Source organism: Glutamicibacter sp. BW77 (genome assembly GCF_002332285.1).
GTDB lineage: Bacteria > Actinomycetota > Actinomycetes > Actinomycetales > Micrococcaceae > Glutamicibacter > Glutamicibacter bergerei.
The window spans coordinates 20198-34601 of the sequence record NZ_NRGT01000069.1; the positions used below are offsets into that span (position 1 = coordinate 20198).

Genomic DNA, 14404 nt, shown 5'->3' on the forward strand with positions numbered 1-14404 from the left:
GCACAATTGTATGGAGTGGAATCAACGCACGCAGCAGCGAACCCACGCATAAACGTTCGAAGACAAAACGAAGGAATGCCACCCCGTGCTCTACGACTTTCTCAAACGGTTCGCGGTTCGGCCCTTGTTGCGTATCTTTTTCAAGATCGATCTTCAAGGTATCGACAACATTCCCGTACAGGGCGCGGCGATTCTTGCCTCAAACCACCTCTCGGTAAGTGATTCGGTATTCCTACCGGCCAGCCTCGAACGCCCGGTGATCTTTTTGGCCAAGGACGATTATTTTAAAGGCAAAGGACCCAAAGGACGATTGGTCGCGTGGTTCTTCCGCAACATTAATCAGCTGCCGATGGACCGTTCCGGCGGTAAAGGTTCAGCGGCAGCGCTAGCTAGCGCCAACCGCGCATTAAAAGAAGGCAAGTTACTGGGTATCTACCCAGAAGGAACACGTTCGCCAGACGGTCGGCTTTACCGCGCCAAACTTGGTGTCGCAAAACTAGCCATTGAATCCGGTGCGCCCGTTATCCCTATCGCTATGATCGGTACCGACAAAGTCCAGCCCATTGGGCGAGGGATCCCCAAACCTGGGCGGATCGGCATACATCTGGGAACCCCCTTGGATTTCAGCCAGTACGCTGGCCAAGCTGATGACCCGCAGATCTTGCGCCTGGTGGCCGATGATATTCGCAAGGCCATCAACGAGCTCTCCGGTCAGAACTACGTAGACGTATACGCTCCGAAAAAAACTAAAAATAGCTAGTACAGAGATGCTCGGCAGTGTCCAGATTCGGTGTGTTACGCCCAGTTGTTACATTCATCGCGGTGCTTTGAGGCTCTCACACGTAGAATCTTTAGGGTGAGCGAAGAAAACCGAACCCCATTGCCTGGCTCCTCTGTAGCCGGCCCCGCCACCGACCCTCAACTTGATGCGTGGCGTGATCTGCCTATTGCCCAACAGCCCACCTGGCGTGAGCACCCGGACTATAGCGCTTCAATTTCCGAACTGGGTTCACGTCCGCCACTGGTTTTTGCTGGTGAAGTGGACATTTTGCGTGAACGTCTTGCAGCCGCGGCACAGGGCAAAGCCTTCCTCCTTCAGGGTGGCGACTGCGCCGAAACCTTTGACGGAGCGACCGCAGACAAGATCTCTTCGCGTGTGAAAACGATTTTGCAGATGGCTGTTGTGCTGACCTATGGCGCTTCGATGCCGGTCATCAAGATGGGACGCATGGCTGGGCAATTTGCCAAGCCACGTTCTTCTAACGATGAGACCCGAGACGGCGTGACTCTGCCGGCATTCCGCGGCGACATCGTCAACGGTTATGACTTCACTCCAGAGACCCGTGCTCACGATCCTAAGCGTCTGGTGCAGGCTTACAACACCTCCTCGGCGACGCTGAACTTGATTCGTGCGTTCACCCAGGGTGGTTTCGCTGACCTGCGCAGCGTTCACTCGTGGAACGCAGGTTTCATGGCGAACCCAGCACACTCGGCTTACGAGCAGCTTGCCGGAGAAATCGACTCGGCGATCCGTTTTATGGATGCCTGCGGAGCCGACTTCGAAGCACTGAAGCGTACCGAGTTCTTTGCTTCCCACGAAGCATTGTTGCTGGATTACGAACGCGCACTAACGCGAACTGATTCACGTACCGGGCAGCCATATGACACCTCGGGACACTTCCTGTGGATCGGTGAGCGTACCCGTCAGCTGGATCACGCACACGTGGACTTCCTGTCGCGCGTACGCAACCCAATTGGCGTGAAGCTTGGCCCGAATACCAAGCCAGAAGACGCGCTGGCATTGATCGAGAAACTTGATCCGAACCGCGAGCCAGGACGCCTGACCTTCATTACCCGCATGGGTGCGCAGAACATTCGCGAGAAGCTGCCAAACCTGGTCGAGAAGGTTACCGCTTCCGGTGCGCAGGTACTTTGGGTCACCGACCCAATGCACGGCAACACCGTCACCAGCGAAAACGGTTACAAAACCCGCAGGTTCGACGATGTTATGGACGAAGTCCGCGGCTTCTTCGAAGTCCACGATTCGCTTGGCACCTTCCCGGGTGGCTTGCACGTGGAAATGACCGGTGACGATGTAGCAGAGTGCCTCGGTGGCGCCGATCCGATCCGTCAAGAGCAGTTCGACGATCTCTACGAGTCGGTCTGCGACCCTCGACTGAACCACAAGCAGTCACTGGAAATGGCGTTCCTCGTTTCTGGTGCCCTGCAAAGCCGCGGCCGACGCTAACCCGTCCAACGCACAAAAATCCTGGCTTCTCTCGTAGTGAGAGAAGCCAGGATTTTTTGTTACCACAAACCAAAAAACTAGAACGTATACAGACTGACCTCGCTACCACGCTCGGCCTGCTGATTCAGCGGGGTTTGCATGCGTACGGTATCTGAGAAGCCGCCGAGCATCGATCGATTAGAAACGGTAAACCCGGCAGCTTCAAGAGTGGCGGTGGCTTCCGTGAGACTCTGGCCAAGGACAGAGGGGACCTGGAGGAGTTCTGGCCCCTTGGAGAGGTTCACCGTAACGGAACTGCCGTAGGGGACCGTCTGATTCTGCGTGCTTTGCGCTACCACCAATTCGGGGGCGATATCAGAAGAATACTGCTTCTCGCCGACAACCAGTTTCAGTCCTACATCGTTAAATTTCTGTTTTGCTTGTTCATGGGTCAGTCCGAGAACATTCGGCACCTGGACTGGGGCCGGGCCACGGGAGAGAGTCAGCGAGATGGTGTTTTTCCGGCTAGCCATTTCACCCGCGGCAGGAGAGCTGGAAATAACCTTGCCATCTTCAACAGAGGATGAATACTCCTGACTCGTCTTTACCTTCGTCAAACCCTTATCGGCGAGGCGGGAAGTTGCTTCAGTTTGGCTCAAACCTTGCAGTGCAGGAATTTCAAAAAGTTCAGGGCCACGGGAAACTAGCAGGTTGACGCCCTGAAATTTCATCAAACTTTCGCCGGTGTTTGGCTTGGACTGCACAACTCTGCCGACGGCGATTTCATCGTCGTAGACCGAGTTCACACGTACCGGGACACCTTGACTATCAAACTGGGAGACTGCCTGAGTTTGCAGCATTCCGGTGAGCGACGGGACACGAATGATTGTTCCCGGGCCACGGCCGAAGAACCATGCGCAGGCAGCGACTAAGGCAACGACGAAGATTAGCACCACGGTGATCATCGCCCGACGCCCACCAGTTTTAGGTCTCACCAGCTGGTGGGTTGGAACCTGCGCAGTTTTGCGCCATTCCTTGGCCGCCCGCTTTTGTTCTTGCTTCAGTGCACGGGCCGATACTTTGTCTTGAACTGTTGGGACCGCAAGGTCGGTTGCTGTGGGAGCTGAATCCTCGAATTGGTCCAAGTCTTCTCGCGAATAAGCAGCAGTGGCCGAGGAAAACGAGGGCTCCGGGGCTTCGTGTTCATTGGCCATGCGGGGTACCGTCGTGGTGTGGGCCTCACGCAGGTCCAGTACTTCGGTGGCATCGGAGGTGCTGATTACTGTGGTGGCGTCGTCCTCTGGCACGGCAGAGTAATCTTCGGACGATGTCGCTGCGGTTTCGCCGAGGGTATCTTCGTCCATCCACCAAGGTTGACGTTGTTCATCGCGATGACGCTGCCACTCATCGAGTCGCTGCTGGACCGTGGTCGGCATTGCAGCCGCTGCGAGAGGCGCAAGATCTGAAACGTCACCTAAGGACTCGGCATCGAGATCCAGCTCGTCGTCAGTTAACGTTGATCGGATCTGGATGACATCATCAAGTAAAAATCCAGCATTTTGGGGACGCCGTTCAGGATCCTTTTCGGTGCAATAGCGCACCAGTTCGTCCAGATCTTCACTCAGCCCTGGTACCAAATTAGAAGGCATTGGCATGGGCGAATCGAGGTGATGCTTCATCATGGCTGCCGGATTAGTCATGGGGAAGGGCAATTGTCCGGTGAGCATTTGATAGATCATGATGCCCACTGCGTAGATATCGCTACGTGAGTCGGAAGGAGCGCCAGAAACCAGCTCGGGGGACACATGGGAAAGTGTCGCAACCAGTGTGGCGGACTGGGTATGGGCACTAGCTGCCCGGGCTAAGCCAAAGTCGGTGATTTTGATTTCGCCGTTGTCTGAGAGCAAAACGTTGGCGGGCTTCATATCTCTATGCACGATGCCTTCGAGATGAGCCGCGCGAAGTCCACTGCAGATGCGCTCTAGAATGCTGAGCATCTGGCGTGGAGTGAAACGTCCGCGTTCTTCGATGACCTCGGCAAGATTCTGGCCACGCACATATTCCATTACGAGATACACGTGACTGCCCGAAATTGCATGATCGCGAATGGACACCACATTCGGGTGAGATATATTCGCGGCGATAATGGCTTCAGACTCAAAACGTTCGCGAACGAGTGATTCGCTAGCGAAGTTTTCGTCCAGCACCTTCACTGCCACCGAACGGTGCAAATTGAGATCCATGGCCCGGTAGACCCGAGACATTCCACCTAAAGCGATGAGAGTATCTAACCGGTACCGGTGACCGAGCACTTGTCCTACGAGCTGGTCTGGTCGTTCAGGGGTTATCAAGGACAAACTCCTGCCACAGGGGAGCACAGTTGAAGGGTCTGAGACACTGCACGGCTCCTTTCGAACACAGATACTAAGTGTAGGTTACCCAGCTGGCCTGAGTGTTTCACGAGTTAAAGTCGAAATCCGCCAGTAGGATTCCCACTGGCGGATTTCAGACAGCATCCCGGGTTGCGAGATCTACCTCGGGTGCAGCTTTTACTCTAAGAAGCGCGACGAGCCCGAGCAGCACGACGCTTTAGGGCACGACGCTCATCTTCACTCATACCGCCCCATACGCCAGCGTCCTGTCCGGACTCGATGGCCCACTGCAGACAGGTTTCGGTGACGTCGCATCGACGGCATACGCTTTTGGCCTCTTCGATCTGCAAGAGGGCCGGACCGGTGTTACCCACCGGGAAGAAAAGTTCCGGGTCCTTTTCCAGACACGCCGCGCGGCTACGCCAATCCATGCTTATTGATGCTCCTTGAAATATTTGGGGAAACGAAGGCCCTCCAGAAAACGTCACAAAGAGAAAACAACTGCGAATTGGAAAAGCAGGTGCGTTACGTTGTGAGTACTGAAATCATCTTCGAGGAGTCGGTCAGGTACGAACTGAGATGTTCATTTAACCAACCACATTAGGTTTTCATGTTACGAGAAAGTAAACAAGAGTCATGGAAGTGAAATGTGGCTGAATCCCTGAGTGCTTTCTCACATGGCTTTCCGGTGCCCTCTGCGCTATCTGACGAACGCTAGGCAGAGCTGATCTTTCCCTAGGACAACACCCGTTTGAGTTCCTGAGACACTTGCACGAAAATTGGTCTCGTGAGCAACAACGAATCTTCGGTACCCCGTCCCACCAGCGTTTTAACTGTGGCAGCACTAACGATGCTCGAAGCAATAGCAGTTCTGGTCTACGCAGCGAACTACCTTTTGCATCTTTCGGACGAGGGAAACCTCAATATGGGCGGGCGTATTTTCATGCTCGTGCTGTGCCTAGCCGCAGGCGCCTGGCAGGTTAGTGTTTCGCTGAACTTCTTCAAGGGGAAAGCTTTCACCCGCGCCCCCCTTATCGTGTGGCAACTCTTCCAACTAATCCTCTCGTTCTCATTCATGCAAGGACCATTTACCGGCGTCGCCATTGCTGCGATTGTGGTGGCCGCCGTGACTATCGTGATGTTATTTGCTCCGAAAACAACGGCTTTCCTCGGCGATCGTCCACAGTCCTAAATACTTTCTTTATCGATCAAAACGGCGCGTGGTAGTCCATGAGAATTTGCTATCGCGCGCCATTGGTTTTTAGCATCCAGAGTCTGAGTAGGACCCAAAGGTTCCCAAGGCATTGGTTGTAGATCGTGTGGGTGATGGGCCTCAACTACCACCACACATCGATCGTCGAGAGCCATCCCTGGTGCACCGACTTCGTAAGCGAGCCGGCTTGAAGGTGGAACGAAAAGCACGGGAATCACTGCACGGCTCACTGCGGAATTAAGCAACGGGGCAAGCCTCGGGTCATTCGTATGTTCGAGAACCAGCCCGACACCTCGATTGGTTGAACGGTTTAGTAACGCTTCGAGGTCTTCGATTCTTTCCACGCGCTCGATGCCCCACCGCTGGCACAAAACCTGGCTCAGTTCTTGTCGCATTGTGGTGTCGGCGCAAATTACTAAGGACATCGCGGTGGCGGGCAACGAAATGACGGTATCCTCCAAAGATCGTGTTCCTAGTCGGAGTAATCCAGGGGAGCTGGCGTTCTGAGAATCTGAGTTGCCCGCGGACCAAGGACGATCAGTCATAGAGAGCGATTGTGCAGCACCTAGTTGAATGCTGCGTGCAACGTCGGTTCCGCTCATCAGAATTCCACGTCCAACGTGGTTGGCCACGGCCGGTATTCGTGGCCAAGCCATTTTTAATGAGTCGGTGGCGTGGAATGGAAAATACCATTGTTCGGTGCACAAACCAGCAGCTTTGAGCAGTGCTTGATCTCGATCGACAGCTATGACTACGGTTGGCCCAAAGCCACCGCGTCGCAGGAGTGCACCAAGGACCTCATCAAAATGCTGAAATTGCTGTGGGTGCAGGGACGACTGCAATTGGCCGACTCCGTGGATGAGTACTAACAACTCCTCATCTTCACGTGGTTCATTAAGATAATCGACGGCGTCAAGAAAGTCGTAAGTATCTTGCCCAGTGACCTGCAGCAAGTGAGGAAATTGCGCCGCGTTGATGAGTAATTCCGGGCCAAAACTTAGAACCTTTCTAGGTAATTGGCACAAGTTGGTAAGCAACTGTCGCGGGCCAGCTTCTGGCAGTCCGCACACCAGAATGCTATGACCGGCTTGCCCCCCGATAAGTAAGGGTTCCAACGTCCCACAATCGAGTCGATCCACAAGCCCACACCAGATTTCTTCTGTTTGGCCGGACATCCATGGTGTTCTAGGGGGCGTAGGGGTTTGCGGTAACGCCTCAGCAAACGGCGAGCGGCCCATGGTGAACGACTGCCATTCTAAGGCCAAGACAGCGATCTGTCGGTGCAGTGCTTGCATACTCTCGTGCGCAGTGGGATGCCTGCCAAAGGTGCACACCTGCTTGGCGGTGAGATCGCGCGGGCCACGTTCGGCTAACTCGCCATGGGGTGGTGGATCATAGGCGAGTGCAAACTGAAATTTACGGGTAGACCGTGTGGCACAGTGAATTACTGCCTGTCCTGGGCTTGTCAGTGTTGCGGCGTCAGGAATGCCGACTAGCTCGATGGATTCGCCGGGGTCATTGACGCGTAGGGCTATTACAGTATTGAGGTTGGCTCTGGTCTGTCCGGTTAAGGTGCCGGCCGGTCGCTGGGTGCTGAGCAATAGGTGTATGCCCAACGCCCGACCAACCGCAGCGAGACGGTCGATTCGTGGGTTGGCTTCGGGGATGGATTCACTGAACACCCGAAATTCGTCAATCACCACTACGAGGCTCGGAAGCGCAGGACCAGGCTGAACTAGCTGTCTGTATTCGAGCAAGTCGCTACAACGATATTCGGCTAACAACTCCTCACGCCGGGTCACTTCAATTTCCAACTGGGCCAACGCGCGTTGAGCGGCCGCTGAGTCCAAATCACTGGCGAACAGCTGAACGTGGGGCAACTGTGCGAATACGGATAGACCTGCACCGCCTTTAAAATCGACGAGCGCAAAGGCCACCTGCTCAGGCGAATAGTCGCTGGCCAATTGCTTCACGATCCGGCGAAGTGCTTCAGACTTTCCAGAACCAGTCGTTCCACAGATCAGCATGTGTGGTCCGTCAGCGCCGAAGTCGAGAACAATGGGATCCTGCTGATCGGTAGCCCCAATAAGCGCCGTTAAGGCACGAGCTGGATCGCAGGGTGCTAATTCGTTGGATTCTGTGCGGCCTCGCATTGCTTGGGATTCGGCCAAGCTGAGGCAGCGATCAATTAGCCGAACGAAGCGTTGCACGCTGAGCCGTAGTGCAGTGTGCAGCGTCAGCTGTGTATCTTCGAGTGCGACCTCGGGAGTTCGCGGATTCACCCACCGTGTGCCGTTTGGTACTGGGTTTTGACTCATGCCGATCACTAACGACTGGTCGCAAGTCTGTGCAGGGGTAGACACCACGTACAAGGTACGCACCAAGCCGTCTGATTTTGTTTCCAGCATGGTGGGAGTGACCGCCAACGGTGGCAGTCCGGTGCTGACTCCGGGTAACAAAAGTAGACTCGCCGGGAGACATTGCAATCTCGGATCGAGTACCAGTTCTAAGCGTCCACATAAAACCGCCGGGAGATAGCGGGCCAAGATCGCGAAGAGCAGTTCGGTGCTTGGTTTGTCCTGCGCGCCAACGATCTGCCAAGCACCCGGCACACTGGGGGAGAACACCGGTGACGGGCACGGGGCGTCCAAGGAAGTACGCGACTTTCTACGTCGCTTAGTCTTAGCTGAAGGTTCTTCGGCGGCCGGGGCCCACAGTCCCTGGCCAAAGACCAGAGGAGGCAAACTGGCTGTCGGTATCTGTAATTCGGCGCGTGCCAATCCTGCCAGGGTGCTAATTCCCAGGGGCGAGGCATAGGCTGCTCGGGCATTGATGATGTTTTCGCGGTACACCACCGCTTTGGCCTTCCACCGACGACGTTCGCCAATCAACTGGATAGCAGGGAAAATTCCAAGTAGCGCTGAGGCGCCACTGAGTAGTAGAAACAACATTGATCCGGTGAATACCGCCAGCATCACTCCGGAAAGCATCGGCAGAAGGGCTGCTAAACATAGGGCGATCAGGCGTTGAAGTTCGGGCTTATCCGGTAGTGCCCAGTGAAGTTGCTCGGCATTGATCGACTGTGCGTTATCAAGCATCACCGGATCACCCACACATAACTCGGTATCACCCAGCCAGAAACGAGTGCCGCGTTCCAAAGATAGTTCGCTCAGCGACTCATTGGCGGGCCGTTGTGGAGAAATTCGCAGCGTGTTGGATGATTCGCAGGTCAGCAACAGTTGGGATTGATCCACTCGAATGCGCGCATGACGCCGCGCGATCTGCGGGTCTTGCAGCCATAAGGGAGCACAACGCCCTACATCATGAGTGCCTTGAACCAGTAGTAAGCTCGCGCCTGCATCTGGCCCGGAAGCGACAAAGAGCTGCAAGGCCGAAGGCATCTGGTGCTCGCGCGGTAGAACCGGACGCGGAAGGTCTGTTAGCAACAAGTGTGTGCGCGAGCTCAGCTCCGCAGATTCTTCCAAGGCGAGTGGTCCGAGGAACCAGCGCGTTGCACCGAAACTTGCGGTTAAGATCTCGGACAATTGCTGACCATCGAGGGCAGCGGAAACCTGCAGGTGAAACTGGCGCGGCTGTGCAAAAGATCGCGAAACAAGCAACAGCTCATAACGCACCATGATGTTTCCTCCTCAATCGGACCCGCCACTTATGAGTACTTCAGCATCTACTGGTCACAGCGCAACTGGGTGCTTCACCGGATGTGGAGAACGTTGCCTTCGGCTTATCCACATCTCCGCTTGGGTATTGAAAGACAACGATTCTGGGGCTAGGCTCCCATCACATACCCACTTCGCCCAGAACACGAGCAAAAATGGGTGGCACGATGTTGTGCTGGCGCTTCGGTGGCCGGTGTACCTCGATCATTCGGGAATATCTTCATAGTTTCGGCTGAGGACTTGACGTGGACGCCCTATCCATCGTGGAAGACGAAGTACGTGAGCTAGTCCGTCGACGCGGGCTAGACCCCGGCAAGCAACCGGTGCTCATACGCTCTTTGATTGACGATGTCTTGCGCGACTACGACGAACGAGCATTACTCGGCGCAGTGCCTTCCATCGGTCCGTTAGACGAAGCCCGCCGTCAGGTGTATGACAACGTGGCAGGGTTTGGGCCATTACAACCATTGCTCGATGACCCCACCGTCGAGGAATTGTGGATCAACTCGCCTCATCAGATTTTTTGCGCTCGTGGCGGGCAAAGTGAACTCACCCATATTCGTCTTGAAAGTGCTGAAGTGGCAGCGCTGGTTGAACGGATGCTGAAATCCTCAGGACGCAGACTGGATCTTTCTCAGCCCTTCGTGGACTGCCAACTTCCCGATGGCTCTCGGTTACACGTGGTCATTCCAGATATCACCCATGAACATTGGGCGGTGAATATCCGCAAATTTATCGCTCGCGCCAATAAACTCGAAGACCTTGTAGAACTAGGATCACTCAGCGAGGATGCAGCAGCATTTTTAGGTTGGTCGATCGGTGCGGGACTCAACGTGGTGGTTACCGGGCCCACCCAGGCAGGCAAGACGACGATGCTCAACTGTTTGGCGTCCTCCATCGGTTCGCGCGAACGTATCATCACGATTGAAGAAATTTTTGAACTGAACCTTGCCTTGCGCGACGTGGTGAGTATGCAAACACGGCTACCAAATCTGGAAGGTACCGGAGAAATCACGATGCGCCGGTTAGTCAAGGAAGCACTGCGCATGCGGCCCGATCGGATCATCGTCGGGGAGGTACGCGAAGCAGAATCGCTAGACATGCTGATCGCCCTGAACTCGGGAATCGCCGGCCTATGTACTCTCCATGCAAACTCTGCTCGCGACGCAATCACCAAAATTTGTACGCTGCCGCTACTGGCAGGCCCGAATATCACCAGTGATTTCACCGTGCGAACCGTGGCAGCCTGCATTGATCTGGTGGTCCACTGTACTCGCGACCCCAATGGAAAACGCTACGTGCAAGAAATCCTCAGCGTGCGTGGACGCGTTGAAGACGGTCAGTTCGAAACCTCCACGCTGTTCGACTACACCGATGGTGAGCTGAGCCAAGCACCAGGAGCCGATTGGTCACATGACAAATTCGCGCTCGCCGGTATCAACGTCGCACAATTGCTCATGGAGCGGTCATGATCGCTTTGTGCGGTTTACTCGGTGGCTTGGGCGTTGCCCTCGTGGTGGATTGGCTGCTTTTTGACCCCAGTCCGCCAAAGCCCAAACGGCAGTCGCTCATTCGACTATCGCTATTGCGCGCAGGCATCGTGAATCTCAGCCCCGCAAAATTTGTGGCTATCTGTGCCGCCAGCGGAATAGTTTTTGTGCTGATCACGCTGGCCTTGACCGGTTCATGGTTATTTGCCTCCGTATTTTTGCTCTTTGGCTTCTGGGCGCCGTGGGTTTATCTGCGTCATCAAGCAGCTAAACGCCAAGCCGCCTTGCACGAGCAATGGCCCGAGGTGGTCGATCATCTGCGAAGCGCGATCCGAGCCGGACTGTCATTGCCAGAGTCCCTAAGCCAGCTCTCTAGTATGGGGCCGGAACTGCTGCGTCCTGCTTTTCGCGATTTTGCACTGGATTACCGGGCCACTTCAAACTTTTCGTTGGCGCTCGAACAACTAGGTGACCGGCTCGCCGACCCGGTTTCCGACAAGATCCTCGCAACACTGCGCATCACCAGGGAAGTTGGCGGCACCGACCTTGGCCAGACGCTGAGCACACTGGCCGCATTTTTGCGTGATGATGTACGTACTCGTGGAGAACTCGCGGCCCGCCAGTCATGGATAGTTTCCGCTGCCAGATTGGCGGTGGCGGCACCCTGGATTATGCTGCTCGTCCTAGGGACTCAAGAAGCCGCAAAAAATGCCTACCTTACCCCCGCAGGAGTCGTGGTGCTTGCCGCCGGTCTGGTGATTTCGTTGCTGTGCTACCGAGTGATGTTGCGCCTAGGGAACTTGCCTGTGGAAGAACGGGTGTTGGCATGAACTCATTGGTCCCCTTGGCGGTGCTCTGCGGTTTCGGACTGGGTCTGGGATTGTGGATGATCGTGGTGAACCTTCCAGCGTGGCGCCCGCTGTCTTTTGCCGAACGGGTTGCCCCGCATATCCGGGTAGGAAAACGCTCCTCCCGGATGCTCGAAGATTCGTGGCGTGCCGAATCGCGCAGTCCGGCCTTAGTGCAGTTTGCGGCCCCGGTCCTGCAACAGATCAAACGCTTGGCCAGCTTGCACAACCCCGGCACCGGGACCGTCCGCAAACGCCTGCGTGCGGCCGGACTGAAAATAAACGTTGTGGACTACCGTTCCCAGGAGATCATCTGCGCGCTGTTGGGACTGCTTGTTGGCGCTGGCCTGATGGCGCTCTTCGCACTGGGTCGCCCGACGAACTTCGCGTTTGCCCTCATCGTGGTCCTTGGCTGCGGGATCTTCGGATTTCTTGCGCGGGGCTGGTGGCTGAACGAGCAAATTCAACGTCGCGCTCGCAGAGTCCTGACTCAATTTCCAACAGTCGCCGAGGTTCTGGCGCTGACGGTGGGCGCTGGAGAGTCAACCACCGGGGCAATCGAACGCATTTCACGCATCTGCCACGGGGTGATCGGCGAGGAATTTACCGAAACACTGAACGATATCCACTCGGGAAATTCCATGATCCAAGCCATGCAGAATATGTCCGATCGCATCCAAGTCGGTGCAATGACGCGCTTTGTTGATGCCATCGTGGTCGCCACCGAACGTGGTACACCACTGGCTCAAGTGCTCCGTGACCAAGCACAAGATGTCCGCGACGCCTCAAAACGTGAGCTGATGGAAGTAGCCGGTAAACGGGAAATTGGCATGCTCGTGCCCATAGTCTTCGGCGTGCTTCCACTGACGATTGTCTTTGCGGTATTCCCTGGATTGGCCTTATTGGAGATGAGCTATTGACAGCTAACCCACCTTCACAATATCTGCACTCCGCAAAAGTTAGGAAGAATTCCGATGTCCAGCATCCACACTTGGTTCATGATGACAGCCCTAAGCCTGCTCGAAGCAGGACATAGAATCTGGCAGCAGCTCACTACGAAACTGCGTGACGAACGTGGCGATGTCCCCGGATGGGTGATGATCACACTGATGTCAGCATTGCTTGTTGCAGCGCTGTTGGCCATAGCCGGCCCGCGTCTGCAAGACCTGTTCAACCAGGCGATCGATCGAGTATCCGGCCTAGGCTAAGCCGGTGTTCTCAAAATGAATCGGGTTACACACGCCAATGCCCGCCGCTTCTGGAAGCTGGGACCAGAAGAGGCAGGCTCGGCTGTGGCCGAATTTGTCATGATCACTAGTTTGCTGATCGTCATCGCGGTGACCTTGATTCAATTGACGCTTGTGCTTCATGTGCGCAATACCCTCATCGATGCCGCCGCCAACGGAGCGCATTATGGTGCGTTAGCCAACCGTTCACCCGGGGACGCTGCCGGACGTACCAGCACACTGATCACCGAATCTTTGCACAGTGGGTTTGCCCGCAATGTGCAGGTATCAACTAGCGCTGCGGGGGAGGGGCAATTAGTCTCCGTCACCGTGAGCACCCGTGTCCCGCTAATCGGACTGCTACCTAACGGGTGGGACCTAACTGTGCATGGTGATGCGGTGCGCTATGACTGACACTGTTGAGGCACGGGCAGTGCCAAGAGCCGGTGAAGCCGAAAAAGGCAGTGCCATCGTCGAATTCATTTTCGCCTCTACGGTGTTGCTGATCCCCATGATCTATCTGATCCTTGCCGCCGGACAGCTTCAAGCAGGATCATATGCAGTTGTCGGCGCCGCAGACCAAGCAGCCAAGGTTTTTGCGGTAGCAGAAAATCCGGTGCAAGCACGTTCGAACGCCCACCAAGTCGTCGAGCGAGCGATGAATAACTTTGGATTAGCGGGAGCCAACACAAGTATTTCCTGTGACAAAACCTGCCTGAGCCCAGGCAGCGTGGTCACGGTCCGAGTCTCCTTACGTGTTCAGCTACCTTTTATCTCAGAGTATCTAGATGCCTCCGTGTTCACCGTCGATGCTTCGTCGACCCAACGAATTGATCGTTTTGGCTAGCGGAAACCGGTGTGCGAGTTTAATCCGCAAGTTTTGTTCCGAGGACGGGCAGTCTTTGGTACTTGCGATTGGGCTGTGTGCGATCACCTTACTGACAATTTCGGTCGTTCTCGCAGCGAGCGCGGTCAACCTCAAAGCACGCCAACTCTTATCGGTTGCCGATGGCGCTATCGTCGCGGCAGTAGACGAATTCGAGTTCGTCGGCGACGGAGGCCAACCACGTATTGAATTGAATCATTCACAGGTTCAGGCCGCAGTTCAGCGATACCTGCAGGATGTGGATGCCGGACAGCGTATTGATAACCTCCGGATCGGTTCCGTCCAGATTCTGCCTGACGGTCAGGGTGCGACGCTCTTACTCACCGGTTCGGTGCAACCACCAATTATTGGTTGGATCGTGCCGTCTGGGGTGAGCATTCAGGTGAACTCAACCGCTCGCACCGTACTGAGTCGCTAGCTTCGTGAACTTAAGCCGTTAGGCTGCATGGCGTAGGCTTAGATAAC

At 55.4% G+C, this 14404-nt stretch carries 13 protein-coding genes; 10 read left to right on the forward strand and 3 right to left on the reverse strand.

Going from position 1 to position 14404, the window contains the following annotated elements:
* The first annotated feature begins 85 nt into the window (after positions 1–85).
* Positions 86–760 (forward strand): lysophospholipid acyltransferase family protein, encoded by a 675-nt coding sequence (locus CIK74_RS11640; RefSeq protein WP_096256386.1) that lies wholly within the window; start codon positions 86–88, stop codon positions 758–760.
* 96 nt (positions 761–856) lie between these two features.
* Entirely contained in the window at positions 857–2248 is a 1392-nt protein-coding gene (locus CIK74_RS11645) for a 3-deoxy-7-phosphoheptulonate synthase class II (protein WP_170947857.1), read from the forward strand.
* Between the two features lie 77 nt (positions 2249–2325).
* Here the strand turns inward: CIK74_RS11645 and CIK74_RS11650 are convergent, their stop codons facing one another.
* Positions 2326–4578, reverse strand: coding sequence for a Stk1 family PASTA domain-containing Ser/Thr kinase (locus CIK74_RS11650; protein ID WP_141392940.1), 2253 nt, complete (start codon positions 4576–4578; stop codon positions 2326–2328).
* 203 nt (positions 4579–4781) lie between these two features.
* On the reverse strand, positions 4782–5030 hold the full coding sequence (locus CIK74_RS11655; protein WP_096256388.1) for a WhiB family transcriptional regulator: 249 nt from the start codon (positions 5028–5030) through the stop codon (positions 4782–4784).
* Positions 5031–5386: 356 nt separating this feature from the next.
* Here CIK74_RS11655 and CIK74_RS11660 point away from each other — a divergent pair, with 356 nt between their 5' ends.
* Positions 5387–5791 carry a hypothetical protein gene (locus CIK74_RS11660; RefSeq protein ID WP_141392941.1) on the forward strand — a complete coding sequence of 135 codons (405 nt, stop codon included), beginning with the start codon at positions 5387–5389 and terminating at the stop codon, positions 5789–5791.
* Here CIK74_RS11660 and CIK74_RS11665 read toward each other — a convergent pair.
* Positions 5788–9450: an FtsK/SpoIIIE domain-containing protein gene (locus tag CIK74_RS11665; RefSeq protein ID WP_096256390.1), complete on the reverse strand. Its 3663-nt coding sequence runs from the start codon at positions 9448–9450 to the stop codon at positions 5788–5790. The two genes, CIK74_RS11660 and CIK74_RS11665, sit on opposite strands and share 4 nt — an antisense overlap.
* A 284-nt stretch (positions 9451–9734) precedes the next feature.
* Here CIK74_RS11665 and CIK74_RS11670 point away from each other — a divergent pair, with 284 nt between their 5' ends.
* From CIK74_RS11670 to CIK74_RS11700, 7 genes are all read left to right on the forward strand, one after another.
* Positions 9735–10961 carry an ATPase, T2SS/T4P/T4SS family gene (locus CIK74_RS11670; protein WP_096256391.1) on the forward strand — a complete coding sequence of 409 codons (1227 nt, stop codon included), beginning with the start codon at positions 9735–9737 and terminating at the stop codon, positions 10959–10961.
* Entirely contained in the window at positions 10958–11809 is an 852-nt protein-coding gene (locus tag CIK74_RS11675; RefSeq protein WP_096256392.1) for a type II secretion system F family protein, read from the forward strand. The genes CIK74_RS11670 and CIK74_RS11675 overlap by 4 nt, the downstream gene beginning before the upstream one ends.
* Entirely contained in the window at positions 11806–12747 is a 942-nt protein-coding gene (locus CIK74_RS11680) for a type II secretion system F family protein (RefSeq protein WP_096256393.1), read from the forward strand. Before CIK74_RS11675 ends, CIK74_RS11680 begins: the two co-directional genes overlap by 4 nt.
* An 81-nt stretch (positions 12748–12828) precedes the next feature.
* Positions 12829–13035 carry a hypothetical protein gene (locus tag CIK74_RS11685; RefSeq protein ID WP_096256457.1) on the forward strand — a complete coding sequence of 69 codons (207 nt, stop codon included), beginning with the start codon at positions 12829–12831 and terminating at the stop codon, positions 13033–13035.
* 15 nt (positions 13036–13050) lie between these two features.
* The gene (locus CIK74_RS11690) at positions 13051–13467 is read left to right on the forward strand and encodes a TadE family protein (RefSeq protein WP_096256394.1); all 417 of its coding nucleotides are present in this window, start codon (positions 13051–13053) and stop codon (positions 13465–13467) included.
* Entirely contained in the window at positions 13460–13900 is a 441-nt protein-coding gene (locus CIK74_RS11695; RefSeq protein WP_096256395.1) for a hypothetical protein, read from the forward strand. The genes CIK74_RS11690 and CIK74_RS11695 overlap by 8 nt, the downstream gene beginning before the upstream one ends.
* Before the next feature lie 55 nt (positions 13901–13955).
* Positions 13956–14357 carry a hypothetical protein gene (locus CIK74_RS11700; protein WP_096256396.1) on the forward strand — a complete coding sequence of 134 codons (402 nt, stop codon included), beginning with the start codon at positions 13956–13958 and terminating at the stop codon, positions 14355–14357.
* The last annotated feature ends 47 nt before the right edge of the window (positions 14358–14404 follow it).

What these genes read in the sequence shown, in the direction of transcription:
- CIK74_RS11680 (WP_096256393.1), top strand. Translation starts at nt 11,806, where the DNA reads ATGAACTCATTGGTCCCCTTGGCGGTGCTCTGCGGTTTCGGACTGGGT.
- CIK74_RS11685 (WP_096256457.1), top strand. Translation starts at nt 12,829, where the DNA reads ATGACAGCCCTAAGCCTGCTCGAAGCAGGACATAGAATCTGGCAGCAG.
- CIK74_RS11655 (WP_096256388.1), bottom strand. Translation starts at nt 5,030, where the DNA reads ATGGATTGGCGTAGCCGCGCGGCGTGTCTGGAAAAGGACCCGGAACTT.
- CIK74_RS11665 (WP_096256390.1), bottom strand. Translation starts at nt 9,450, where the DNA reads ATGGTGCGTTATGAGCTGTTGCTTGTTTCGCGATCTTTTGCACAGCCG.
- CIK74_RS11690 (WP_096256394.1), top strand. Translation starts at nt 13,051, where the DNA reads ATGAATCGGGTTACACACGCCAATGCCCGCCGCTTCTGGAAGCTGGGA.
- CIK74_RS11695 (WP_096256395.1), top strand. Translation starts at nt 13,460, where the DNA reads ATGACTGACACTGTTGAGGCACGGGCAGTGCCAAGAGCCGGTGAAGCC.
- CIK74_RS11675 (WP_096256392.1), top strand. Translation starts at nt 10,958, where the DNA reads ATGATCGCTTTGTGCGGTTTACTCGGTGGCTTGGGCGTTGCCCTCGTG.